Annotated in this window: 22 protein-coding genes and 1 pseudogene; 11 read left to right on the forward strand and 12 right to left on the reverse strand. The window is 44.6% G+C overall.

The window, feature by feature from the left end; translation table 11 throughout:
* The first annotated feature begins 49 nt into the window (after positions 1-49).
* Positions 50-1,009, forward strand: coding sequence for an adenosylcobinamide-phosphate synthase CbiB (gene cbiB, locus K6Y31_RS18915; RefSeq protein WP_233054590.1), 960 nt, complete (start codon positions 50-52; stop codon positions 1,007-1,009).
* Positions 1,010-2,080, forward strand: coding sequence for a threonine-phosphate decarboxylase CobD (cobD, locus tag K6Y31_RS18920; protein WP_233054592.1), 1,071 nt, complete (start codon positions 1,010-1,012; stop codon positions 2,078-2,080).
* 7 nt (positions 2,081-2,087) lie between these two features.
* Here the strand turns inward: cobD and K6Y31_RS18925 are convergent, their stop codons facing one another.
* From K6Y31_RS18925 to K6Y31_RS18950, 6 genes are all read right to left on the reverse strand, one after another.
* Positions 2,088-2,564, reverse strand: a complete 477-nt coding sequence (locus tag K6Y31_RS18925) for an Lrp/AsnC family transcriptional regulator (protein ID WP_233054594.1) — start codon at positions 2,562-2,564, stop codon at positions 2,088-2,090.
* A gap of 324 nt (positions 2,565-2,888) precedes the next feature.
* Complete coding sequence (gene pyrI, locus K6Y31_RS18930) at positions 2,889-3,344, reverse strand: aspartate carbamoyltransferase regulatory subunit (RefSeq protein ID WP_233054596.1); 456 nt, start codon at positions 3,342-3,344, stop codon at positions 2,889-2,891.
* Complete coding sequence (gene pyrB, locus K6Y31_RS18935; RefSeq protein WP_233054598.1) at positions 3,341-4,276, reverse strand: aspartate carbamoyltransferase; 936 nt, start codon at positions 4,274-4,276, stop codon at positions 3,341-3,343. Before pyrB ends, pyrI begins: the two co-directional genes overlap by 4 nt.
* Before the next feature lie 135 nt (positions 4,277-4,411).
* Entirely contained in the window at positions 4,412-4,639 is a 228-nt protein-coding gene (locus K6Y31_RS18940; RefSeq protein WP_233054600.1) for a hypothetical protein, read from the reverse strand.
* Between the two features lie 8 nt (positions 4,640-4,647).
* Positions 4,648-5,187, reverse strand: a complete 540-nt coding sequence (locus K6Y31_RS18945; RefSeq protein WP_233054601.1) for a hypothetical protein — start codon at positions 5,185-5,187, stop codon at positions 4,648-4,650.
* Positions 5,177-5,731 carry a sigma-70 family RNA polymerase sigma factor gene (locus tag K6Y31_RS18950; protein WP_233054603.1) on the reverse strand — a complete coding sequence of 185 codons (555 nt, stop codon included), beginning with the start codon at positions 5,729-5,731 and terminating at the stop codon, positions 5,177-5,179. The genes K6Y31_RS18945 and K6Y31_RS18950 overlap by 11 nt, the downstream gene beginning before the upstream one ends.
* A 210-nt stretch (positions 5,732-5,941) precedes the next feature.
* Here K6Y31_RS18950 and dacB point away from each other — a divergent pair, with 210 nt between their 5' ends.
* Together dacB and K6Y31_RS18960 are read left to right on the forward strand one after the other, a co-directional pair.
* Positions 5,942-7,387, forward strand: a complete 1,446-nt coding sequence (dacB, locus tag K6Y31_RS18955) for a D-alanyl-D-alanine carboxypeptidase/D-alanyl-D-alanine endopeptidase (protein ID WP_233054605.1) — start codon at positions 5,942-5,944, stop codon at positions 7,385-7,387.
* Between the two features lie 93 nt (positions 7,388-7,480).
* Positions 7,481-8,173 carry a DUF2064 domain-containing protein gene (locus tag K6Y31_RS18960; RefSeq protein WP_233054607.1) on the forward strand — a complete coding sequence of 231 codons (693 nt, stop codon included), beginning with the start codon at positions 7,481-7,483 and terminating at the stop codon, positions 8,171-8,173.
* Positions 8,174-8,346: 173 nt separating this feature from the next.
* On the opposite strand, the gene K6Y31_RS18965 is transcribed toward K6Y31_RS18960, so the two are convergent.
* Positions 8,347-9,369 (reverse strand): GGDEF domain-containing protein, encoded by a 1,023-nt coding sequence (locus K6Y31_RS18965; protein ID WP_233054609.1) that lies wholly within the window; start codon positions 9,367-9,369, stop codon positions 8,347-8,349.
* Between the two features lie 272 nt (positions 9,370-9,641).
* Positions 9,642-10,628: an acrylyl-CoA reductase (NADPH) gene (gene acuI, locus K6Y31_RS18970; protein WP_233054611.1), complete on the reverse strand. Its 987-nt coding sequence runs from the start codon at positions 10,626-10,628 to the stop codon at positions 9,642-9,644.
* A gap of 154 nt (positions 10,629-10,782) precedes the next feature.
* On the opposite strand from acuI, the gene K6Y31_RS18975 reads away from it, so the two are divergent.
* Both K6Y31_RS18975 and csdE read left to right on the forward strand, forming a co-directional pair.
* On the forward strand, positions 10,783-12,003 hold the full coding sequence (locus tag K6Y31_RS18975) for an aminotransferase class V-fold PLP-dependent enzyme (RefSeq protein ID WP_233054613.1): 1,221 nt from the start codon (positions 10,783-10,785) through the stop codon (positions 12,001-12,003).
* Positions 12,003-12,434 (forward strand): cysteine desulfurase sulfur acceptor subunit CsdE, encoded by a 432-nt coding sequence (gene csdE / locus K6Y31_RS18980; RefSeq protein ID WP_233054614.1) that lies wholly within the window; start codon positions 12,003-12,005, stop codon positions 12,432-12,434. Before K6Y31_RS18975 ends, csdE begins: the two co-directional genes overlap by 1 nt.
* 217 nt (positions 12,435-12,651) lie before the next feature.
* Here the strand turns inward: csdE and tcdA are convergent, their stop codons facing one another.
* Positions 12,652-13,431: a tRNA cyclic N6-threonylcarbamoyladenosine(37) synthase TcdA gene (gene tcdA / locus K6Y31_RS18985; protein WP_233054616.1), complete on the reverse strand. Its 780-nt coding sequence runs from the start codon at positions 13,429-13,431 to the stop codon at positions 12,652-12,654.
* 290 nt (positions 13,432-13,721) lie between these two features.
* Between tcdA and K6Y31_RS18990 the strand changes: the two are divergent.
* A pseudogene (locus K6Y31_RS18990) lies at positions 13,722-14,087 on the forward strand (diacylglycerol kinase).
* A complete protein-coding gene (locus tag K6Y31_RS18995; protein ID WP_233054618.1) occupies positions 14,084-15,730 on the forward strand; it encodes a phosphoethanolamine transferase in 1,647 nt (548 codons plus the stop codon). Before K6Y31_RS18990 ends, K6Y31_RS18995 begins: the two are co-directional and overlap by 4 nt.
* A 94-nt stretch (positions 15,731-15,824) precedes the next feature.
* Here K6Y31_RS18995 and ilvC read toward each other — a convergent pair whose 3' ends face one another.
* Positions 15,825-17,312, reverse strand: a complete 1,488-nt coding sequence (gene ilvC / locus K6Y31_RS19000) for a ketol-acid reductoisomerase (RefSeq protein WP_233054620.1) — start codon at positions 17,310-17,312, stop codon at positions 15,825-15,827.
* A gap of 170 nt (positions 17,313-17,482) precedes the next feature.
* Here ilvC and ilvY point away from each other — a divergent pair, with 170 nt between their 5' ends.
* The 3 genes from ilvY (at position 17,483) to ubiK (ending at position 19,615) form a co-directional block, all read left to right on the forward strand.
* On the forward strand, positions 17,483-18,361 hold the full coding sequence (ilvY, locus tag K6Y31_RS19005) for an HTH-type transcriptional activator IlvY (protein ID WP_233054622.1): 879 nt from the start codon (positions 17,483-17,485) through the stop codon (positions 18,359-18,361).
* An 88-nt stretch (positions 18,362-18,449) separates the two neighbouring features.
* Positions 18,450-19,253 (forward strand): AAC(3) family N-acetyltransferase, encoded by an 804-nt coding sequence (locus tag K6Y31_RS19010; protein ID WP_233054624.1) that lies wholly within the window; start codon positions 18,450-18,452, stop codon positions 19,251-19,253.
* An 83-nt stretch (positions 19,254-19,336) separates the two neighbouring features.
* Complete coding sequence (ubiK, locus tag K6Y31_RS19015) at positions 19,337-19,615, forward strand: ubiquinone biosynthesis accessory factor UbiK (RefSeq protein ID WP_232803696.1); 279 nt, start codon at positions 19,337-19,339, stop codon at positions 19,613-19,615.
* Positions 19,616-19,840: 225 nt separating this feature from the next.
* On the opposite strand, the gene K6Y31_RS19020 is transcribed toward ubiK, so the two are convergent.
* Positions 19,841-21,913, reverse strand: coding sequence for a bifunctional 2',3'-cyclic-nucleotide 2'-phosphodiesterase/3'-nucleotidase (locus K6Y31_RS19020; protein WP_233054625.1), 2,073 nt, complete (start codon positions 21,911-21,913; stop codon positions 19,841-19,843).
* 273 nt (positions 21,914-22,186) lie between these two features.
* Positions 22,187-22,702, reverse strand: a complete 516-nt coding sequence (locus K6Y31_RS19025; RefSeq protein ID WP_427901919.1) for a methylated-DNA--[protein]-cysteine S-methyltransferase — start codon at positions 22,700-22,702, stop codon at positions 22,187-22,189.
* Between the last annotated feature and the right edge of the window lie 556 nt (positions 22,703-23,258).

Below are 23,258 nucleotides of genomic sequence, written 5' to 3' on the forward strand. Positions count from 1 at the left end.
CGCTTAAGTTTTGTTAGCTTAGGCGCTTTCTGTTACTAGCGACCCTATAATGCTGCCTTCTGTTGTTATCGCTTTGGCTTATTTTTGCGATCTTATTTTTGCTGATCCTTATCGCATTCCTCACCCAGTGCAAGGTATCGGCGTCCTTATCAACGCTGCTGAACGCTTACAGGGCAGGTTGCTATTGGCTAAAAAGGCATTTGGTGTCTGGTCGAACCTGACCGTTTTAGTGTTGATCTTTTGTTTAAGCTTAGTGATGGCCAATTTGCATTGGCTGGTGGAAATGTATTTGTTATACACCTGTTTAGCGACAAGAAGCCTCTATAACGAAGGAGCAAAGGTTCGGCGGATCTTAAATCAAGGTGATATGGCACTGGCACGCAAAGAGCTCAGTTACTTGGTCAGCCGAGATACGGCAGCAATGGATCAAGCACAAATTACCCGTAGTGCGATGGAAACTATCTCAGAAAATACCGTCGATGGCATCACCGCGCCGTTATTCTATATGTGTTTAGGTGCGCTAGTGTCACCCTGGTTACCCGGTGCCAGTTTGGCTTTTGCCATGACTTATAAAGCCATTAATACCTTTGACTCGATGTGGGGCTATAAAAATGAGCGCTATCTTGAGCTGGGTTGGTTCTCAGCGCGTCTCGATGATTGGGCTAACTGGTTACCCGCTCGTCTAACGGGGGCCGTGCTGCTGCCCTTATCTGCGTTAGTGCTTCGTTATGATTGGCGCAGTGCTTGGCGCATATTTTGGCGCGACCGTTTAAACCATGCCAGCCCTAATTCGGCGCACCCCGAAGCGGCCGTGGCAGGCGCCTTGGGGGTGCAGCTTGGCGGAGCCACGTCATATTTTGGCCAATTGCATGATAAACCGACCATCGGAGATAATAATAAGCCGTTCACCACCGAGTTAATCAATAAGAATCTGAACTTAATGTTAGTTTGTTCTTTGCTCAGCCTAGGGGGCGTATTGCTGGTGTTAATAATAGTAAGTAGGGTGTAAATGGAATTACATGGTGGAAATATACATAAACTAACGCGTGATACAGCCACTGCAGAGTGGTTGGATTTTAGCGCTAATATTAATCCTCTTGGTTTACCAGAAAGTGTCAGCTTGGCCTTGGTTGAACAACTGAGTTGTTTAACGGTATATCCCGATCCTGAGTATGTGAAATTGCGACAAGCTTTAGCTGACTACTGCGAGCAACCGATTTCGCATATTATCCAAGGCAATGGCGCAACTGAACTGATTTATTTGTATTTTAGAGTTCTAAAACCCCGCCGGGTACTTATTGTGGCGCCGACCTTTGCTGAATATCAACGCGCAGCGACTAGTGCAGGATCGCAGGTTGATTATTGTGTGCTAGACAGTGAATTGAATTTTCAGTTATCTGTTGAACAAATCGCTTTAGCGCTTGCGCAGCACGATTATGATGTATTGGTTGTTTGTAATCCAAATAACCCAACGGGTGGTTTTATTGCGCAAGAGCAAATGCAGCAGTTGGCCGAACTTACGTTGGCCCATCAATGCCGAATGCTGGTGGATGAGGCGTTTATTGAGTTTGTTGATGATGGCCATGCGCCAAGCATCGCAGAATTAGGCTTGCCTCATGTGTTTGTGGTGCGCGCGTTAACTAAGTTTTTTGCGTTGCCGGGAATACGGTTAGGTTTTGCTATTAATGCCGAACAAGAATTAACCCAGCAAATTAATCATGAACGCGAGCCATGGAGTGTTAATGCTCTTGCCGAAGTGGCCGCGATTAGTGCGTTACAAGATAAAGCGTATATGCAAGCTTCACTACATTGGTTACAACAACAGCGCGAATACTTATTAACAGAGCTGCACCAGTTAACCGGGTGGCATGTTTATCCATCTCGGGTTAACTTTGTCTTGTGTCGTCTGCCAACTGGTTTAACCGCCTCTAATTTGCGTCAGCGCTTACTAAAGCAAGGTATTGTGATTCGTGATGCCAGTAACTTCTATGGACTTGATCAGCGCTACATTCGCTTAGCAGTAAAAAGCCAGCAAGATAACCAACGCTTGATTAGCGCATTACAACTCGTGTTGGCTTGATTTGAGGTTACTTAATGTGGTTTAACGGCAGCGCAGTATTTTGAAAAATACTGCGCAGCATAAAGCTAGAGCGCACACCTGTCACGCCGGAAATACGGGTCAGTTTACCCAGTAAAAACTCTTGATAGGCTTCCATATCTGGCACCATTACCTTCAGTTGGTAATCAGCATCCATTCCAGTGATTAAGCAGCATTCGACTATTTCAGGGTATTTTGCCACTTCTTTTTCAAAATTTTCAAAGCGATCCGGAGTATGCCTGTCCATGCTTATATGGATATAGGCGGTCAGTTTTAAACCCAGCTTTTGAGGGTTAAGTAAGGTGACGTGTTTATCGACATAGCCTGCCTCTTCAAGGCTTTTGACGCGACGAGAGCAAGGTGACGCGGACAAGCCAATTTGTTCGGCCAGCTCTAAATTACTGATCCGGCCATTCTCTTGCATCAAGGTTAAAATATGTTTGTCGGTGCGATCTAGCTTACTCATGACTTACTTTCCTTATAGATTGCGCATAATTTTAATATATTGGAATAGTATTGCTTAATTAATATGAATAATAGATAAAAAAGGTAAGTTATTGCGTGGTGAGTTAGCTATTATTTTTCTTAGTGAAGGGCACAGCTAAGCAGATAGAATATTTACCCTTTATTCTGGCAAAAACCTTGTTACCGCAAGTGAGTAGCCGCTTAGGCGTAATATCACCACGCACCCAGGCTTACCAGCAAAGTTGAATGAGACCCAAGTTCAAAATGAAGAGATTAAAAAAAGCGATTCATCTGAATCGCTTTTTTTATGCTTGTTAGCTCGACGTTAGTCTAATTCTTTAAAGAAAGAGGTCGCGAAGCTTTTTTCACAATAGTGGCACTTAAGTTTAATCTGTTGTTTTTGTTTTATATAAAACAAGCTATCAACAGGCTCATTGTGACTAATACAATTGGAGTTAGGGCAGGCTAGAACGCCGCTGATGGCTTCTGGCAATTCAACCTTAAACTTTTTCACCACATCGTAATCGTCAATCAGGTTGATGGTCGCATCAGGTGCAAATAAAGCCAATTGGTTGGCTTGCACGCCGGTGATTTGCGTGTTTTCAATTTTGATTAAGTCTTTAGTGGTGCTGCCACCCGTGGGTAAGTTTAGACCGATAGTGATTTTTTGATTGGTATCGGTTAGCTGAAAAAACTTAAGGATTTTAACGCCTTTTCCAGCCGCAATATGATCAATCACCGAACCATTTTCAATGGCTTGAACTTCTAACTTCTTTTTCATGCTTGCTCCTGAAAAAAGTTGGACAGCACTAAGGCTAATAGGGCTTGTCTGGCATACACGCCATTTTCGGCTTGTTCAAAGTAGTAAGCGTAGGGGGTGTCATCGACATCGATAGTGATTTCGTCAATGCGAGGTAATGGGTGCAGAATTTTTAGGTTTGCTCGTACGTTTTCTAGCATGCTACCTGTCAGAACGAAGGCTGATTTCAGGTGTTGATATTCGGTTTCGTCAAAGCGCTCTTTTTGTACCCGTGTCATATACAGAATATCGAGTGAGTCAATCACCTCTTCAATACTGCTATGGATGGAGTAGTTTATGCCGGCGTCATCTAATTCTTCCAAAATATAATCAGGCATCGCCAGTGCAGGCGGTGCAATAAAGAAGAAGTTACAGTTAAATAATGACAAGGCTTGCGCCAGTGAATGCACGGTGCGTCCATATTTCAAATCACCGACAAAGGCAATATTGAGATTCTCTAAGCTGCTTTGTGTTTCATAAATAGTAAACAGATCCAGCAAGGTTTGTGTTGGATGCTGGTTTGAGCCATCACCACCATTAATCACCGGAATAGAAGCAGACTCAGCGGCTAGGCGTGCTGCCCCTTCTTGCGGATGGCGCATAAAGAAAGCGTCGGCATAAGAAGAGATCACTTTTACTGAGTCGGTGAGCGTTTCCCCTTTTTGTGCCAGCGAAGTGTTGCCGCCACTGTCAAAACCGATCACCGAGCCACCTAAACGCTGTACTGCTGTTTCAAATGAAAGGCGAGTACGAGTCGATGCTTCAAAAAAGCAGCTAGCGACTATTTTGTTTTTAAGTAATTCGGGTTGGGGTTGGTGCTTGAGTTTTTTTGCTGTTGCTACGATGAGCTCAAGTTCGCTACGTGAGAGATCTGCGATTGAGACTATGTCTTTCTTAAATAAGGGGTTCGTCATTTTTTATCCTGCCGGGCGCGTGGAACAACCGGAGCAAGATTATAGCACCCCTTGTCGGGCGATGCTGCTTAATATTCACCATACCAGCAGCATTTGTTTGTCGTTGGCAGAGGCAGCAAATACCACCTCACCGTTTTAGTTGCCCCGATACAGCGCCGCGTCAATGATACACCAAATATGCAACGGCACTGCAATGATCAGAAAAATGCCAAAGGTAAAGCCAGCAATACCATATGCGGCATAGGTAAATAGGCAAAACATTAAGGCTGCTAAAATGCGCCCTTGCACCAACTGGCCTAAACCACAAATGAAAAAGCTACACACTGCGGCAATCACATTGCCTGTCGAACCTTGAGAAGCCATCTTACCTCCTAGTTTAATTTAAGATCTTGAATCACAATGCTAATAACCTCACCCTCTGAGCCACCTGCATGGCCTTGAACTAAGGCTTGCTGATGCTCAAACTCGGCAATATTACTGGGTGGGTTTTCAATTAAGATATCCTGTTCAGAAGTGACTAACCACCACTGCTGATCGCGTTGTTCAATTTTGCCTTGGAACTGCAGTTGCTCTGCTAGGTCAGCCTGTGCCATTCGTTCTGGTGCTGCGCTTTTCATTAGTGCAGGAGCGGAAATAGACATCGGAGCAACTTCAGCTTGCGGTATAACCTGTTCTGGCTCTTCTTGTTGTGCCACAAAAACCGCAGCAACAAAGAAGGAGGCGGCAATAGCCGGTAAAAACGGCATGTTACGCCATGAACGTTTTGGCGCAATGGATGTTGGTTTTGCGGCAACAGCACGTCGCGAGGCGGCTAAAATTTTATCATCGAGCGCACTGCTAGGCATGTCGTTGCTTTGTTGTTGATACGTTTTGCTAATCGCATCATCATTAAGCGGTGATTTATGGCTCATATGAAACCCCCTGTTTAAGCTTGGCCATGGCATAGCGCAAGCGACTTTTTGTTGCTTCAAAACTTGATTTTGTTAGGTTTGCAATTTCTTCTAAGCTAAACCCAGCTTCGTGGCGCAACAAGAAAACTTCTTTTTGTTGTGCGGGTAATTGTTCTACCTGACTGATTAATTCGTCTGCTTGGCGACTGTGTGTGAGCTGCTCTGACAAGTCTGGTAGTTCGTCTTCCGGCTCCACAATGTCATCAAAATCAAGTAGGTGTGCCTTGCTGTTTTTACGATAATAATTCACCAAATGATTGTGTGCTAACGTGTACAGCCAAGTTGTAAACTTTGCCGTTGGCTGATAGCTCTCACGTGCATTGATCAGTTTCATCCATATATCATGATGTAACTCTTCCGCTACATCCGCGCGGCTGCAGTGGCGTAAAAAATAGCGATAAACGCCGCCTTTATGTTTTTGATAAAGCTGCTCAAATGCCGCAGCATCTCCTTTACCGTAGTTCAGCATCAGCTGCTCATCGGTTAATAATTCGGTCTTAGTCAAGCGTGCTCCGCGCAACAAAATCTAGATGCGGTCAACATACCCTAGCCCTGCATTGCGCTCAAGTTTTGCGGCATATTTCTGCATATAAATCGAGCATGCAGGGGTATAAACCAGACTTATTGTTAATTGGGTTAACATTGTGATTATTTGATGCTTTTTTTAGATAGAAGCCCTAAGCTATTAGTTCTTATTGGTTCGGGGTTTTGACTTATGTTACGCGGTGTTTTTTTTCTTTCTTTTATCTGTTTTTCGACCTTGGCATTTGCGGGGACGCAGTTTGAAGAGATGTCGTCTAAACCGGTATTGGCTTATGTGGTAGCCAAACCAGATGGCACGATTATTAATCAACAAAATCGCCATCTAAATTTATCGCCTGCCAGTACTCAAAAACTAATTACAGCCACTGCTGCTCGCTTGCACCTTGGCGGCAGTTATCGCTTCAATACTCAAATTGAAACCTTAACCGAAGCCAAGTTAAGGCAAGGAACGATTGAGCAAGACTTACGCTTTAGGTTGTCGGGGGCGCCTGATTTTACTCGCAAGCAACTGCGCGACATGCTGAAAACCCTGAAACAGAGTGGCGTCAAAAAGATCAGCGGTGACATTTTAATTAATGATGGCCGTTTTAATGGCTATCACTGGAGTAATGGCCAATCTTGGAATGACTTGGGGGTTTGTTATACCTCGCCAGCTAGTGCGGTGATTATCAACCGTAATTGTGTGCAAGGTAACTTATCGGTCACGAAAGAAGGGAAAACGCGGGTGTTTATTCCTGCCCATGAACCAATTCGAGTAGATAACAGTACGTACGCTCTAAAAACGTGGAAAGAGATGCGGCAGTCTCATTGTGCGTTAGAGCTAAACCGTGGTGATACTAATCATTATGAATTAATGGGCTGTTTTGTGGCGACCAAAGATCCCATTCCAATGAAATTTTCGGTTAATGATCCCGTAACATATTTTGCCAGTATTTTAGCGGCTGATTTAAAAGGGGCAGGTATTACTCATACGGGAGTTATTCGCCGTGAATCGACACTTGAGCCTGAGGGAGTTGTGTTGGTTCGCCAGCGTTCGGCAACGCTAGACAGCTTGCTGGAAAAAATGCTGAAAAAATCCGACAACCTGATTGCTGATGTGGTGTTTAAAACGCTGGGCGCAGAATATTACAACCAAGCGGGAAGTTTTCGCAGCGGTGAGGCAGCGGTTAAAGCAATATTGAAAAGTCAGGCCAAGTTAGATTTATCCGATGCCATCATGGCTGATGGCTCAGGCTTGTCTCGACATAATTTGGTGACGGTTGATCAGTTACTACAAGTGATGCAATTTGTTTATAACAATGATAACAAGCTTAAGTTATTAGATTCTCTTGCTGTTTCAGGGGTTGACGGCACACTAAAATGGCGTACATCACTTCGTGTCGACGCGCTCAAGGGTAAGGTTCGCGGTAAAACGGGCTCGTTAAAAAGCGTGGTGAACATGGTTGGTGTCATAGATACGCAGCAAGGCCCCAGATTATTTGCTTACATGGTGTCAGGATATAACTTGCCGCCAAAGCAAGCGCGACTATACAAAAATAAATTAAACCCAATCCGTCAATTTGAGCGTGATTTTTTTACTGAATTACTGACTTCAGGGAAAACATCTAAAAATAAGTGACCCTAGTTTCAGATTGCGAACGACATCCTAGATTGGGGTCGCTGTTTTGATATATTTGTTCAATAAATAACAGGTGGCTGAAGTGAGGGTTGGATGAGGCGATTTATTCCTGCATTAGTAGTGCTGCTGGCGCGTCCTCGAACAGGAGTTTGTCAACTTGGACTAGCAGAAACACTAGGAGCCAAACGGGCGATGCAGCTGAGCCAGCTGTTTATTGACTGTGCGCTGGAAGATGCACGAGTTTGGCCGGGCCGGGTGGTACTTGCTGTGCCTGAGCAAGATCGCTCTTGGGCGGAATACCTTGCTGATTCGCATCAACAAAAGCAACCTTGGCTGGTAGCATGCCATGACTCACATGGCCTTATGGGTGAGACGCTCACTTATCTAGATTTGAGTTTACGCGAGCAAGGCTTGCAGCAATTTATTTATATTTTCGCCGACGCTCCTGTGTTGTCCGGTGACCATTATCGCAAAGCGATTCTTATTCTACAAAACTACGATGTTGTATTGAGTCATGAGGCGACATCTGGGCTAAGTTTAATCGCAAACACTCGCCCTTGGCCTAGCTTTACTGCCATTGATTGGCGCAATACTGCTGTGGCAGAACAGTTGCAACTAAGGTGTATTCAATCAAGCTTTAGCGTTAGTGATATACAAGCAGGCTATGCGATTAAGCAATCGTCTGACTTGTTGCGTTTACAACATGATTTAGCTCAAGATAAACGTCCTGCTCGAATGCGTTTAATGCAAGCGCTGCAGCCTGTTTTCAGTCAAGTAACCGCTTAGCCTGTTATCGCTTAGTTTGTTATCACTTAACTGGTTATCAGTTATAAATAGGTGGCTAAACCGACATGGGTAACACGCGCTTAGGAGCTAAGCGCTGCAGCATAAGCCAGTGTTCAGTCAAGTAACCGCTTAGTTTGTTATCACTTAGCTTGTTATCAGTTATAAGTAGGTGGCTAAACCGACATAGGTAACACGCGATTACGACCTAAGCGTTTAGCTTCATAAAGTTGTTTGTCTGCTTTATCGATCAAGCTACTGGCACTTTCTTTAGCGCTGTATTCGGCAACACCAAAAGAGGCGGTAATATGGTCGACTTGGCGATTACTGCGCTTGTCCTTAACCGAAACCTTTTCAATCGCACGGCGTATTGATTCAGCGAGTTGGCGTGCAACCCTAAGATTTTTTCCAGGCACCACTAAGGCAAACTCCTCACCACCAAAGCGATAAGCGGTAATACCATCTCGACAGCTGAGTTGTAACCGACGGGCAATGGCTTTGATCACCGAGTCACCAAACAGATGGCCATATTCATCATTGAATTTTTTAAAGTGGTCGATATCAACCAAAATAAAACTAAACGGCTGCTCGGTGGCGCATAGGCTGACTAAGTCGTTATCTAGCGCGCGGCGATTAAGCAGGCTGGATAAACTGTCATAGAGTGCATCTTTTTGTACTTGTTCCAGTTGCTTCTTGAGTCGCTCAACTTCTGAACTAGCCGTATTTAACTGATTGTTCAAAAACCGAGTTGAATGGCGGATTTCTTTTGATTCGGAAATGAGTCCACGAACCAGCTCCATCACTTCTTCAAATGACAAGCCTTCATCTTCAACACGCGATAGGCAATCAAAGTTTTTATCTATCATTTGCTGAAAATCTTGTGTGTCCGCTAAAGTATCTGTCATTGAATGAGACACTTCGTTTAAGAGTAGTTCAAGGCTTGATCTCAGCTGGCGAATGTCGGTTTCAGTTTTGCTGGCCACATAGGTGCGATATAAGGTTTCGCCCGTTGCCGGTGGGCACATGCCATAGTCAGTAATAGCCTGATCCAATTCTTTATTCATTTGTGGCAGACTATTGTCAACGTAGGTGTACCACAAGGCATAGTTAGTCGGCGTAGTGGGCACTTGGTTTTTGATCATCAAGGGCACTGCTTTGCGCAAATTCTCTGTTGATTTTTGAAATAGTTTTTTGCTCATTGCTGCCTGTGCCTAAAGTTTAAATACACGCCTATTGCGGAGTGAGTGGTGTCTTACCAGCTGTACTTACGTAATTGATACTTTCTTTCTAACGTTAGCCGATCTTGGCGCTGGTTTCTCTTTAAATTTTCGCAAACTGGTATTTTTTATACCTGCTAGTAGGGTGAAAATTTAATTTTGTGGGATAGACCTTAAGTTGAGCTTATATTTACGGGTGTGTCTGTCAGTGCAGTAGGAAAGGAGCGGGAAATACACGCCGCCCCCATCATTAATTATGACAATTGTAGGTCGACCAATAGGCGCCCTGTTATCTGCCCTGCGATTAATTTATCCGCGTACTCTGGCACTTGTGCCAAGGAAATAGTATTACAAGCAGCAGAAAAATAAGATTTAGGTAGCGTGGTTGCCAATAAATGCCATGCTTGCTGGCGCTGCTCAAATGGACAACTTACTGAATCGACCCCAAGTAGTTTTACACCACGTAGAATAAACGGCATTACAGTGGTCGGTAAATCAAAGCCACCAGCTAAGCCACATGCCGCGACTGCGCCATTGTAGTTTACTTGGCTTAATACTTTCGCTAACACATGGCTACCGACAGTATCGATTGCACCGGCCCAAAGTTGTTTGTCCAATGGACGGTTTGGCGTCAGCATTTCTTCACGAGAAATCACGCGAGTGGCGCCGAGTTCGGTTAACCACTGAGTGTTTTCAGCTCGGCCTGTCACAGCAACCACTTGATAGCCTAAGGTGCTTAATAGTTTTACCGCAACACTGCCAACCCCGCCGCTGGCACCCGTTACCAAAATTTCACCTTGTTCTGGGGTAATACCAGCCTGTTGCAGTGCTTGTACGCATAAACTTGCGGTGAGTCCTGCAGTACCAATTTGCATTGATTGTTCGGGCGTCAGGTCTTCATTTAATGGCACTAACCAATCTGCTTTCACCTGCGCTTTTTCAGCTAAGCCACCCCAATGGTTTTCGCCTACGCCCCAGCCTGTTAATACCACTTGCTGGCCTTCTTGGTAACGTAAATCGTTAGATGAAATTACCTTACCGGTAAAATCGATGCCCGGCACCATAGGGAAATTGCGGACGATTTTACCTTTACCTGTGATGGCTAAGCCGTCTTTATAATTAAGGGTCGAATACTCAACTTGTACTAATACTTCACCGTCAGGCAGCTCAGTTTCTGCTATTTGTTCTACTTTGGCTAAGGTTTTATCTTGTTCTTGTCGTAACACTAACGCATTAAACATATTGTAACTCCTTAAGGTGAATCGAAATTTTATTATAAAGACGGTTTTAAGCATAAGCCCCGATAGCAAAGCCTGCAATCAATATAAACCCCTACCTTGTCAGCTTCCTTGTAAAAGTGGATCATAGGGGCTCTTGGTTAATAAGGTGGTTAGTTTGAGTCAGTCATTTTCTGTATCCGCGCTGCGAGCGCAGTTTCCTGTGTTGCAACAAAGCTGTAATGGTCATGCTCTGGTCTATCTCGATAGTGCCGCCACCACACAAAAGCCGCAGTCAGTGATTGACGCGATGAATAATTACTACCAATACAACAATGCCAACGTACATCGTGCGGCACATTGTCTAAGTGCTAAGGCGACCCAAGCCTTTGAACAAGTAAGAGACGAGGTGCGCAGCTTTATTAATGCGCCTAAGCGTGAAGAAGTGATTTGGACTAAGGGCGCAACCGAGGCCATTAACCTAGTGGCGCAAAGTTATGGCGCCTTGTTAGAGGCAGGAGATGAGATCATCATTTCCACCATGGAGCATCACGCTAATATTGTGCCTTGGCAGTTATTAGCGCAGCAGCTGAAGTTAGTGTTAAAAGTGATCCCACTGACTGACACGGGTGAATTGGATTTAACCGCGTTTGCGCAATTACTGACAGAGAAAACGCGTTTAGTCGCGGTGACGCATATCTCTAATGTGCTGGGCACGGTAAACCCCATCGCTGGGATTGTTGCGTTAAGCCATCAAGTAGGCGCGAAAGTGCTGGTGGACGGCTCACAAACGGTGGCGCATTTGCCAATTGACGTACAGGCCTTAGATTGTGACTTTTATGTGTTCTCGGGTCATAAAATGTATGGGCCAACAGGCATCGGTGTACTTTATGGTAAGGCTGACTTACTCAATGCCATGCCGGTATGGCAAACCGGTGGTGAGATGATCAAAAAAGTGAGCTTCTCAGGCACTACCTTTAATGCCTTGCCGTTTAAATTTGAGCCCGGCACCCCTAATATTTCAGGTGTGATAGGCCTTGGCGCGGCAGTCGCGTTTTTGCAACAGCAAGATCGCGCAGCATTATTGCACTATGAGCAGGGGCTGTTTGAGTATGCTAAAGCGCAGCTCTTATCATTACCCGATATAGCCCTTGTTGGTAATGCCGCACAACAAGCAGGGGTGATAAGCTTTGTGGTGAAGGGAGAGCATCACAGTGATATCGCTACCTTACTGGATCAACAAGGCATCGCGATTCGCGCTGGCCATCACTGTGCCATGCCATTAATGGAGTCGTTAGGGCTCGGTGGCACCTTGCGCTTGTCGATCGCTTGTTATAATGATCAACAAGATATAGATAGCTTTATTGCCGCCCTGCACAAAACCTTGGAGTTTTTATAATGCCCAATCAATTAGTGCCTAATCTGTTTGGTAATGAAATCAGCAGTGATGACGTGCTGGATTTATTCGCGCAGCAATCGGGTTGGGAAGCGCGCTATCGGCAAATTATTGTGCTGGGCAAGCAGCTCAGTGAGTTACCACAAGTCTTTAAAAATGAAGAACATCAAGTGGATGGCTGTGAAAGTGCGGCTTGGCTGGTCAGCCGTGAACAAGCGGGCGTTTGGCAATTTTATGTTGCCAGTGATACCCGCATTGTTAATGGTTTACTCGCGATTGTACTGGCGGCTTATAATGGCAAAACCGCTAATCAAATTAATGACTTTGATATTGAAAGTTACTTTGATCAGCTCGGCTTATCCAAGCAACTTAGCCCGTCACGCGCGAACGGTCTGCATGCGGTGGTACAAGCTATTAAAGGTGTTGCTGTTTAGGCTTTGTAGGACCTGAGCTTGCTCAGGGAATCGGTGAGATATTCGCCTAGCTCGCCTCCTATATGTTTTATGCCTGATTAAAACTGATAACTCGCCAGTGGCGGTAACTTCGACTCAGGCATAAATTCACCCTTGATTATCCACTGTGGGGAATCGTCAGTTTCAAACTCCGGCAAGAGGCCAAATTGGTAATAATAAGAAGCAAAGAATTGGTCGTTTAGGTTTTATCTGCCAATTTTTTTAACACCCGCGACACCGCGACAAAAGCAAAGCTGGCGGTGACATGGGTGGCTGCGCCAAAGCCGGAGCTGCAATCCATCTTCATATTGCCATCACTTTGCGCTTTGGCATGACATACGCCGCCGTCTAAATCGGGGTAAATCAATTGCTCGGTCGAATACACACAATCAACGCCAAATTTGCGCTTGGTATTTTTAGTAAAGTTATAAAAGCGGCGTAGATCCGAGCGCACTTTTGCGGCTAGCGGGTCCTGAATGGTCTTGGCTAAATCACCCAGCTGAATTTGCGTTGGATCGATCTGACCACCGGCGCCGCCAATAGTAATAATCGGCACCTTATTGCGTTTGCAGTGAGCAATGAGTGCCGCTTTGGCGCGCACACTATCAATGGCATCCACCACATAATCAAACTCGGTGGAGATATGCTCAAACAAGTTCTCTTTGCTAATAAAATCGTCGATGCAATGCACTTGGCATTCTGGGTTTATTTCAAGAATGCGCGCAGCCATTGCCTCAATTTTTTGCTGGCCGATGGTGCTGGTTAAGGCGTGGATCTGACGATTGGTATTGGTAGTACAAATATCGTCCATATCGATCAAGCTAATTTGGCCAATGCCTGAGCGAGCGAGCGCTTCTGCTACCCAGCTGCCCACGCCGCCAATGCCAATCACACACACGTGTGCTTGCTGAAATGTTTGCAAAGCTGCCGCGCCATAAAGCCGTGCAATCCCACCAAACCGATTCTCAAATGACGACATGTAACCCCCTTTTATGCTCGCGGCGCATTATATACCCAATCGACCTAGAGATGCTTGAAACATGCATCTTTGGTTATCGCGAAAACACGCCAAGCATCGATTTTTTAGCTCTATTGACGTTAATGCCTCTTTTTTAGGCACAAAAAACCAAACCTCACACAAGCTTACACACCATGACAAAATTGCTACAGAACCAAGTAATAGGATCGCGTACCTTGCCATCATCACATCATGGCTATTATCCATAGCCTATTAAAAACATGAGCAATTGTAGAAAAATGGAGTTTAACTTGAAACCAAATAAGGTGGGTATTGAGCGTATTATTGATGCGACAGGCTATTCAATTAAAGGGCTAAAAGCGGCATGGTTAAATGAAGCTGCATTCCGTCAAGAAGTGGTCCTCTTGGTGATTTTTTCTGTGGTAGCAACCCTGTTACCAGTGTCTAACTTAGCGCGCATTTTGCTTATTTCGAGCCTGCTGCTTATTGTTATTGTTGAACTAATGAACTCCGCGGTTGAAGCTGTCGTGGATCGAATTGGTGATGAGTGGCATGAACTGAGTGGCTGAGCGAAGGATATTGCCTCTGCTGCGGTGTTTATTGCTTTGGGGCTAGCACTATTTGTTTGGGTTTCCGTTGTGGTGGACTTACTATGAAACAAATAAAACTAGCTACACTAAGACTTTCCTTTAGCTCCTTCACTTTTTTGTTGGCGCTTTACTTTGCCTTAATCGTCAATATTCCCGTCTACAAAGAGCTGCACAGTATCTTAATACAACAGGGTGAATTCAAAGTTGGTTTTGCTATTTCGTTACCGATTTTTTTTATTGCAGCGCTAAATTTAATCTTCAACCTGTTTACTTGGCCTTGGCTAGGGAAACCGTTCTTTGCTTTACTGTTGGTTCTGTCATCGATGGTGAGCTATGCAAGTTTTCATTATGGCACCCTATTTGACTATGACATGATGGTCAACATCGTTGAAACCGATCCTAGCGAAGCCAGTTCTTACCTAAGCTTATACTCAGTAAGTTGGACATTAATGATGGGGATTATTCCCGCTATTTTGGTCTTTGCTGTTAAGCTGACGACAGAGGGGGCATTTGGTCGTGTGTTGTTGAAAAAATTACTGAGTATGGCGCTATCGATAGTGGTTATTGTATTGATTGCCGCACTCTACTATCAGGATTATAGCTCTGTAGGTCGTAATAATTCTTACCTTAAAAAGATGCTGATCCCGACTTATTTTGTTCACAGTGCGAGTAAATTAGTCAACACAAGATACTTAACCACGCCACAGCCTTATCGCCAACTTGGCCTAGATGCCAAGCAGTCTGAGCAAGCCTTACAAATGGCCGAACAAAAAACCACCTTGTTAGTATTGGTTGTCGGTGAAACAGCGCGTTCGCAAAATTATGAACTCAATGGGTATGATCGCCCGACCAATAAATACATCCGAAACCTCAACGTCATTTCATATCAAGATGTCAGCGCTTGTGGTACATCGACGGCCATATCGTTACCTTGTATGTTTTCTTATCTGCCTCGCTCTAATTTCGATCGCCAGGTTGCAAATAACCAAGATAATGTACTGGATATCCTTAAGACGGCAGAGGTGTCTCAGCTTTGGCTAGAGAATAACGGTGGTGATAAAGGGGTTGCTCGCAATATCGAATTATTTACCGTCGACCGTTCTCGTAAAGACAGTTTCTGTAACGGCAGTACTTGCCATGACATGGCGCTATTGCAAGATTTTGAGCAAAACGTCGCTAAATTAAAAGGGAACATGCTAATTAATATGCATTTAATTGGCAGTCACGGGCCCACTTACTTTCAGCGTTACCCTGAAGAGCAACGTGAATTTAAGCCTGACTGTCAGAGGGCTGATATCGAAAACTGCTCCGTTGAACAAATTATCAACACGTATGACAACACCATTCTTTATACGGATTATGTGTTGAGCGAAACAATAAAAAAACTCAAAGTGCTAGAGGCGCGCTATAACACGGCATTAGTTTATATCTCGGATCACGGTGAATCGCTGGGCGAGGGCGGCTTATTTCTCCATGGTATGCCTTACCGCTTAGCGCCAGAATATCAAACCAAAGTACCCTTGATGCTCTGGATGTCACCAAGCTTTGCGCAAGCAAAAAATATCAATCAAGATTGCTTAAAGGCATCCGCACGCCAAACGGATCTATTTTCACACGATTATATTTTCCATTCATTACTTGGAATTCTGGATGTTCATACCAAGGTGTATGACTCCTCTCTCGACTTGTTCGAGCCTTGTCGAGCATAAAGCGAAAGTATCTATTGCGAAAGATAGAGAGCCCACTACAAAAAAACCAAGGCATTAGCCTTGGTTTTTTGTTTAAAACAAGTTGCTTGCTAGCTTATTTAGCCGCTTCAACAATTGCTTTCATGTCGCTCATGTAGCCGCGTAGTTTCTTACCTACGATTTCTACTGGGTGAGTGCGAATTGCTTCGTTCACTTCGATTAAACGTTTGTTGTCTACTGAGTTAGTTTTCAGGTTTAGACCCTTACCGATTAATTCAGAGCTTAAGCCATTTACGTAGTCTTTCAGCATTGGCACGGCAGCGTGAGCAAACAAGTAACAGCCGTATTCAGCTGTATCTGAAATGACCACGTTCATTTCGTAAAGTTTCTTACGTGCAATCGTGTTAGCGATTAGTGGTGTTTCGTGTAGTGACTCGTAGTAAGCAGACTCTTCGATGATGCCAGATGCAGTCATCGCTTCAAACGCTAGCTCAACACCTGCTTTAACCATCGCCACTAGTAGAATACCGTTGTCGTAGAACTCTTGCTCATCGATAACTACGTCTGAAGGACCTTCTTTTTCAAAGCCAGTTTCAGCCGTTTCTTCACGCCATGTTAATAGGTTTTTGTCATCATTGGCCCAGTCTTCCATCATAGTTTTAGAGAAGTGACCTGTGATGATGTCGTCCATGTGCTTGTTGAAAAGTGGACGCATGGTCACTTTCAACTCTTCAGCCATGTCGAATGCTTTAATTTTAGCTGGGTTAGATAGACGATCCATCATGTTAGTGATGCCGCCGTATTTAAGGCCTTCTGTTACCGTTTCCCAACCGTATTGGATTAGTTTCGCTGCGTAGCCCGCTTCGATACCGTCAGCAACCATCTTGTCGTATGCCAAGATAGCGCCTGTTTGCAACATACCACATAGGATAGTTTGCTCACCCATCAAGTCAGATTTAACTTCAGCAACAAAAGAAGACTCAAGTACACCGGCACGGTCGCCACCAGTAGCACTGGCGTAAGCCTTAGCAATTTCAAAGCCTTGACCTTTAGGGTCGTTCTCAGGGTGAACCGCCATTAGGGTTGGTACACCAAAGCCACGCTTGTACTCTTCACGTACTTCTGAGCCCGGGCACTTAGGTGCAACCATGATTACCGTGATGTCTTTACGGATTTGCATGCCTTCTTCAACGATGTTGAAACCGTGTGAGTAAGCCAGTGTTGCGCCTTCTTTCATTAACGGCATTACCGCGTTTACTACGCTAGTGTGCTGTTTGTCTGGCGTTAGGTTTAATACTAGATCTGCAGTTGGGATTAGGTTTTCGTAAGTGTCTACGTTAAAGCCATTTTCTTTTGCGTTTTTGTAAGACTGGCGTTGCTCTTTGATCGCTGCTTCACGTAATGCATAAGAAATGTCTAGGCCTGAATCACGCATGTTTAGACCTTGGTTTAGGCCTTGAGCACCACAACCGATAACTACAATTTTCCAACCTTTGATGAATTCACAGCCGTTCGCGAACTCGCTACGATCCATGAAGCGACATTTGCCTAGTTGCTCTAATTGTTGACGCAAGTTAAGCGTATTAAAGTAGTTATTAGCCATGAGATGTTCCCTTTGCATGTATATTTAGAATTTTTGGTGGCCTAGGTAGTTGACCTGATTGCCACTCGACGTAGAGCACTATATAACAAGAACTACGTTGCTTAAAATGATATATTTGCAAACTTATATTGCAAATAGTGCAACATCAGTTTGACGCAGCGGAGGTATTTATGGATTTAAAATCACTACAGGCATTTATCCACCTTGCTAATAGCCATCATTTCGGCAAATCCGCTGAAGCGCTGCATCTTAGCCCATCTACTTTAAGCCGTATTATTCAGCGCTTAGAGCAAGAGGTTGGCAGCAGTTTGTTACAGCGCGATAACCGTAGTGTGGCATTGACACCCGCAGGGCAAAAATTTCTTGGTTTTGCGCAGCAGCAATTGGATAGCTGGCAAATGTTAAAGCTTGATTTACAAGAGCATGACACGCAATTAGAAGGAAAGCTGAGTATTTATTGTTCGGTTACCGCAGCCTACAGTCACCTACCGGCTATTTTGGATCGTTTTCGCTTTGCTCATCCACAGGTTGAAATCGTGCTGGCAACGGGGGATGCTGCGCAAGCAGTAGAGAGAGTGCAGTATGAGCAAGCGGATGTTGCCATCGCTGCTTGCCCAGATAATTTGTCGAGCCAGCTAAAGTTTTACAGCTTGGCGGAAATTCCTTTGTCGGTTATCGCGCCAATGATCGCTTGCTCTGTGCAGCAGCAAATGAGTCAAAAGCCTATTCCTTGGCAGCAACTGCCTTATATTTTGCCTGAACATGGCCCTGCACGCCGGCGTATTAATTCTTGGTTTCGGCAAATGCACATTCGCAAACCCCATATTTACGCTAGCGTGACAGGCCACGAAGCCTTGGTCAGCATGGTTGCCTTGGGGTGTGGGGTGGGTATAGTGCCTGAAGTGGTCGTTGAGAACAGCCCTGTGCGCGACCGAGTGCAAGTAGTCAAAACCGATAAGTTATTAGAGCCCTTTGATCTTGGTGTGGTGTGTTTGAAAAAGCGCGCACCAGATCCGCTGATTAGTGCTTTTTTAACGGCGTTGAATTAGTTCACAGAATCGCCATTCTAGTTGGCCTAAATCATGGTGTATCAGGCAGAAAACCCTTATGGTGTAAATGCTTAATAGGAGCCTGCCAATGACAACAATAGAAGATATTCAACAAGCGATAGCGGATCTGGCGCTCGCAGGAAAAACCTTATTTATTCACGGTTCAATCAAGTCATTTGGTCATTTAGAAGGAGGCGCTGCAAGTTTATTTGATCCTCTTATTGCCGCTGACTGCACCTTGATCATGCCTAGCTTTACTTATTCACCTTTGGCTAATCCGCCATCCAGTTGGCAGTGTGCAGGCAATGGACACCGAGGCGAATGGGATTTTTTTACTCCAGAGCCTTTTGATGTGCAAGGTAATGATATTGAGCCGAGCATGGGCGCGTTGCCGAAGGCGTTGTTACACTATCCCAATCGTGAGCGTAGTCAGCATCCAATTAATTCTTTTGTTGGTGTGGGTCCTCACGCCGCAGAAATATTACAGCACCAGACCTTACAAAACGTTTATGGCCTATACGAAAACCAGCCACAGGCTTGGGTATTAACGTTGGGCGTTGATTTAACATCCGTAACACCGATCCATTATGGCGAGCAACTCAGTGGCCGTGAGCTCTTTCAGCGTTGGGCGCAGCAAATTAATCCGCACACGGGGCAAGTCGAAACCGTACTTGCTGCCATTGGCAGTTGCTCTAACGGCTTTAACAACTTAGCGCCTGTACTTGCACCTATTGCACGCGAATACACTGTTGGCGCTAGCCTGTGGACCTTGTATCCCCTTGAGCCTTTAGTGAAACGTTGTAAACGCGCCATTAGCGCTCAGCAAAGTATCACTCACTGCCCCGATCAAAATTGTATTCGCTGCCAAGATGCCATCGCCAGTGTTGGCTGAATTACATAACGTAGTCGCAAGGTTTAGGGGCTGTTTTTGTCGGGTAAAGGGGCTAGAATGAAGGCAGAATTTAAGGAGTTAATATGATCAACCCAAAGAAATTAGAAGAAATTGCCAAGCAAGTGTCCGAAGCTTTGCCACCCGGTGTAAAAACCATAGGTGAAGAAGTTGAGCGCAAAGTGAAGCAGGTATTGCAGTCACAACTCAACAAACTTGATCTGGTTAATCGTGAAGAATTTGAAGTGCAAACCCAGGTATTGCTGCGCACTCGTGAAAAGTTAATGGACATGGAGCAAAAACTGGCTGCACTTGAAGCAAAATTAGCTGACTCAAGTGATACACAGTTAAGCGAAAAGGAATAGTAATTCGCACGCTGGAATAAACAGAAAGTATATTTTTCACCGAACCAACGTTGTCAATGTGTCGCTATACGCTTTGCGCTTTCATCTCTGAAGACAAAATTTTGCGGTGAAAACATACTGCCGGTGCGAATGAGAGACAGCAACAAAAAGGATGCTTTTCAGCATCCTTTTTTTCATCCTGGAACTACGGCCTAAGCCATTACTTTGCTCAGAAATGATTTACCACTAAGGGTTGGCAGATAGATCTATCTGATAAACCGCAAAGCCTAGCGCATCAGTGTCTGCTAGTTTTGTCATATTACGGCGGGCATATTGAGCAATAAAGGCATCTGCCTTCGCTGAATTTTGCGTCTCAAAGCGGATGTCTAGCGCAACCGTTGCAGGGATACTTTTAAAGTCCCAGTTATAGTCGGCCGATGGATTCACTTGTGAGTTAAAACGGTTAGTGGCAGCCTCATAACCCGATTCAGCCTTAATATAGCTAGCCAGCGCTTCGCGATTGGTGTCAGGAAGCTCCAGTGCAACATAGTCGCTACCTGTCCCCGCAAATTTGCCACCAAAAGCACGGTAGTTATTTGAAGCAACAATAAACGTCATGTTGCTTAGCTCTTCACCTGAGTAAACTTGGCCATTGTCGTCTGTGTATTTCAAATCAACAATACGCTCGGCCCCTGCATTGATAACCTTACAATCGCGGTCGAACTTACTCGGTTGAGTAACATCAATCAGATAAGTCACGCCATCAATAACGTCGAAGTTATAAGTTGGGTGGCCTTGCCAATTAATCAGGTACTGTGGCGTCGTAACATCCGGCTTGATCTGGTTAAATTGGTTGGCACTGCATTCCAGCCAGTCTTTAAGCTCCTTACCTGACACTTTTAACGCCACCATAGTATTAGGGTAAAGATATAAATCTGCTGCGTTTTTATAGGTAAGCTCGCCTGCATCCACTTGTACGTATTGGTCCGCATCGCTTTCGGTACTGTGGCGACCACCGGCTTTAAAAGGAGCTGATGCTGACAATACAGGCAGGCCTTTGAGGTCATCAGTCAAACTTGCTTTAACATGAGCAATTTGTGCATCTGACACGATCTGCACCGTAGGATCATCTTGTACCAAGGTAAGAAAGCTATACATATTCTCAGACGCAACCCCAATAGGTTGGTCGACAAATGAGATCGTCGCTAAATGTTCATTTTCAACTGCATCTTGAATATCTTTGTCGGCGTCAACCATTGGTGTTTTATTAGCACCATCATAAATAGGCTTCACACTTGATTGGCCGTTGGCGACTTGCCAAGTATCATTTTTCCATTCAAGGGTTAGGTCTACCATGCCAAGGTTATCGCCCCAGCGACCCGGCATGACGGCAGGGATACCATTAATCAGCCCTTTTTCAACATCTACTTCGGCAACATCGGCGTAATTTTCGTGAGGGAATACAGAGTGACTATGGCCAAACATAATCGCATTAATGCCATCGACTCGAGTGAGCGCGTAAGTGGCATTTTCTGCCATCATATTACCCGGATTTTCACTAGAACCAATGCCAGAGTGGGGAATAGCAATAATAATATCGGCACCTTTTTGCTTCATTTCAGGTACAAATTTTTTGGCTGAGGCAACAATATCTCTGGCTTCAACTTTGCCCGTTAGGTTTTGTTTGTCCCATTGCATTATTTGCGGTGGGACAAAACCGATATAGCCAATTTTTAGATCATGCTTATTGCCTTTATTGTCTATTACTGGGGTGGTTTTGATTAAGTAGGGGGTAAATAAGTTCTCACCTTTTTTAATACCGTTCCAGCAGGTTTCTTCGGCACAATAAACATTGGCATTAATGTAAGGGAAATCAGCGCCAGCGATAGCGGTGTGTAAGAAATCTAAACCATAGTTAAATTCATGGTTACCTATGTTGGCAACATCGTAATCGAGCAGATTCATTGCTTTAAAAGCAGGGTGAACATCCCCTTCATTTAAGCCAATTTTTGCCACGTAGTCGCCCATCGGGCTGCCTTGTAGCAAGTCACCATTATCAACCAGCACCGAGTTAGTTGCTTCCGCGCGGGCTTGTTTAATCAGGCTGGCGGTACGCGCCAGACCGATTTTGGGGTCAGTGGCGCCAGCGTAGTAATTGAAATCCATAATGTTGGTATGAAGATCGGTGGTTTCAAGCACTCTTAGCGCCACTGTTACAGGCGGTTGTGCGGTTTTTTCGTCTGTCTTAGAGTCAGAGCCACAGGCCGTAAGGGCTAAGCTCGGTATAAGACACATAAACAAGTGTTTACTCGTCATCATAGTGATCGTTGCTCATTGTTAAAAAGGGAATACCGACAAGAACTTAACTGAAATAGTTAGATTCATAGGGAATGTAACTTAATACATTGACTAGACTAGATTTGGAGGATGACAGCAAGGTGACGAATTATTATTTTTTGGTGACACTAAATGTCTTTTTGTTCAGTAGGTTATAGCTATTTGTATAGATATGACATGTGATCGCCGTGCTTTCAGCCACCTAGGTTTTGCGTACCTAAGTGGCGTGTAACATGGTTTGTTAAGTTGTACTCATTATAAAAATAGATTTTGCTCTAACTCTAACAAACGTTTTTTCAAGGGCAGGCCGCCGCCGTAGCCTACTAATTCACCATTGCGGCCAATAATGCGATGACAAGGAATAATGATCGCTAAGGCGTTAGCACCATTGGCTGTGCCTACGGCCCTGACCGCGCCTTCATTATTAATCGCTTGTGCTAAGTCTAAATAGCTGGCGGTTTCACCGTACTTAACTTGAGTGAGAGCTTGCCAAACCGCTTGCTGAAACTCAGTGCCGACCAGTAATAAAGGTAAATCAAACTCACTGCGTTGACCGAGGAAGTATTCTTCTAATTGCGTTATGGTTGCTTCAATAAGTGGATTACTCTGCTCAATAAATTCAGCCTTTAACTGCTTTTTCAGTCGATTGTCGACCGTTGTACGCATTTTACGGTAGCGAAAATCACATAAACACAGCTGGTTTTGATAGGTGCCGATGACAAACTCGGCGTAGGGATGCTTGAAATAGGTAACTGAAATTGTATTTTTCATCATGTTAAAATTGTGCCTTCCAGATAGGAACCGCTAAGAACTCACCCAAGCGTTGCGCAGATTCATCTACATCTTTGCTCGTGCTGTCGGGAGTATTATGCCTTTGTTGATTTATTACGCTGTTTCTTGGTTTCAAAAACGCGCTTCCCGACCCAGCATCGGTCAATATGACACATTCCAATCAATGCAGCGATGACCCTTCTAATTATTTCTTTGTTTTGACATGGCAGGCTTTGCACCGCTGCTACGGTCAATTATGTTACTACTCCGCTATCTTAGTCTCTGTTGGTTACAACCATTTTTTTCATCAGCTCGCTCGCCAATTAGTCGTGCTTAGCTTTACGATCAAATATAGCGAGTGCTATGCGCGAAAAGTCTTGTATTAGTTGTTGAAGTTATTGATGTTTTTATCTTTATTGTAGGTCGGTTTTTGATAATGGTATTTATATAAAAGGCTCACCACGTGGTCTTTGTGGTGCTGATTGGTGGGCTTGGCTGGTTTGGTCGAAACCTATCGATTGCGCCGAGCTGGGTTCTTACTAAAATCCGCGCAATT

This window comes from Motilimonas cestriensis, from assembly GCF_021295315.1.
GTDB lineage: Bacteria > Pseudomonadota > Gammaproteobacteria > Enterobacterales > CBDFNC01 > Motilimonas > Motilimonas cestriensis.

Coding starts and splice junctions, on each gene's coding strand:
- cbiB (WP_233054590.1), top strand. CDS start 50: ATGCTGCCTTCTGTTGTTATCGCTTTGGCTTATTTTTGCGATCTTATT.
- cobD (WP_233054592.1), top strand. CDS start 1,010: ATGGAATTACATGGTGGAAATATACATAAACTAACGCGTGATACAGCC.
- K6Y31_RS18925 (WP_233054594.1), bottom strand. CDS start 2,564: ATGAGTAAGCTAGATCGCACCGACAAACATATTTTAACCTTGATGCAA.
- pyrI (WP_233054596.1), bottom strand. CDS start 3,344: ATGAAAAAGAAGTTAGAAGTTCAAGCCATTGAAAATGGTTCGGTGATT.
- pyrB (WP_233054598.1), bottom strand. CDS start 4,276: ATGACGAACCCCTTATTTAAGAAAGACATAGTCTCAATCGCAGATCTC.
- K6Y31_RS18940 (WP_233054600.1), bottom strand. CDS start 4,639: ATGGCTTCTCAAGGTTCGACAGGCAATGTGATTGCCGCAGTGTGTAGC.
- K6Y31_RS18945 (WP_233054601.1), bottom strand. CDS start 5,187: ATGAGCCATAAATCACCGCTTAATGATGATGCGATTAGCAAAACGTAT.
- dacB (WP_233054605.1), top strand. CDS start 5,942: ATGTTACGCGGTGTTTTTTTTCTTTCTTTTATCTGTTTTTCGACCTTG.
- K6Y31_RS18960 (WP_233054607.1), top strand. CDS start 7,481: ATGAGGCGATTTATTCCTGCATTAGTAGTGCTGCTGGCGCGTCCTCGA.
- K6Y31_RS18965 (WP_233054609.1), bottom strand. CDS start 9,369: ATGAGCAAAAAACTATTTCAAAAATCAACAGAGAATTTGCGCAAAGCA.
- acuI (WP_233054611.1), bottom strand. CDS start 10,628: ATGTTTAATGCGTTAGTGTTACGACAAGAACAAGATAAAACCTTAGCC.
- csdE (WP_233054614.1), top strand. CDS start 12,003: ATGCCCAATCAATTAGTGCCTAATCTGTTTGGTAATGAAATCAGCAGT.
- tcdA (WP_233054616.1), bottom strand. CDS start 13,431: ATGTCGTCATTTGAGAATCGGTTTGGTGGGATTGCACGGCTTTATGGC.
- K6Y31_RS18995 (WP_233054618.1), top strand. CDS start 14,084: ATGAAACAAATAAAACTAGCTACACTAAGACTTTCCTTTAGCTCCTTC.
- ilvC (WP_233054620.1), bottom strand. CDS start 17,312: ATGGCTAATAACTACTTTAATACGCTTAACTTGCGTCAACAATTAGAG.
- ilvY (WP_233054622.1), top strand. CDS start 17,483: ATGGATTTAAAATCACTACAGGCATTTATCCACCTTGCTAATAGCCAT.
- K6Y31_RS19010 (WP_233054624.1), top strand. CDS start 18,450: ATGACAACAATAGAAGATATTCAACAAGCGATAGCGGATCTGGCGCTC.
- ubiK (WP_232803696.1), top strand. CDS start 19,337: ATGATCAACCCAAAGAAATTAGAAGAAATTGCCAAGCAAGTGTCCGAA.
- K6Y31_RS19020 (WP_233054625.1), bottom strand. CDS start 21,913: ATGATGACGAGTAAACACTTGTTTATGTGTCTTATACCGAGCTTAGCC.
- K6Y31_RS19025 (WP_427901919.1), bottom strand. CDS start 22,702: ATGAAAAATACAATTTCAGTTACCTATTTCAAGCATCCCTACGCCGAG.